Annotated in this window: 1 protein-coding gene; it reads right to left on the bottom strand. The window is 63.6% G+C overall.

Annotated elements, in window-relative coordinates:
• A partial coding sequence (locus XH80_RS02880; RefSeq protein ID WP_271597248.1) for an IS481 family transposase occupies window positions 1-634 on the bottom strand: 634 nt, incomplete at both ends.

The following is a 634-nucleotide window of genomic DNA, read 5'->3' as shown; positions in this document are numbered from 1 at the left end:
CAGTTGTAGTGATGAAGCCAGATTGGCAGGTTTTTGGCGCGCTGGTCTGAGGTGTCGTAGGCACGAGCGTAGGCCCATTCGCGCAGCACTGTCTGGATGAAGCGTTCGGCCTTGCCATTTGTTTGCGGTCTGTAGGGCCTGGTGAAGATGTGTTTGAGGCCGAGCTTGCTGCACGCTCTGGCGAAGGCCTTGGCGCGGTAGCAGGAGCCGTTGTCGGTCATGATGCCGGTGACCTTCATGCCGAGGCTGCGGTAGTAGGTGACGGCCTCCTTGAGGAAGGCGATGGCGCTCTCCTTTTTCTGATCGCGCCGGATCTGGGAGAAGGCCAGGCGCGATGCATCGTCGATCGCCACGTGGACGAACTCGTGGCCGGCGCCGCGGCTTTCGCCCATCTGGCGATCGTGTGTGATGCGGTGGCCTGGTCTGACGAACCTGCCGAGCTTCTTGATATCGATATGGATGAGCTCGCCGGGCTGCTCGCGCTCGTACCGGCGCACCGGCTCGGCGGGCTCCAGATCGCGCATTCGGCTCAATCCCAGGCGGCGAAGGATGCGGCTGACAGTTGCCCGTGACACCCCGACCTCGGCTGCGATCTGCTTGCCGGTGTGGCGCTGCCGGCGCAACACCTCGACGG

Source organism: Bradyrhizobium sp. CCBAU 45384 (assembly GCF_028128665.1).
Classification (GTDB): Bacteria; Pseudomonadota; Alphaproteobacteria; order Rhizobiales; family Xanthobacteraceae; genus Bradyrhizobium; species Bradyrhizobium manausense.
Note: the sequence above shows the minus strand (reverse complement) of the source record. Positions and strands in the feature narration are given on the sequence as shown.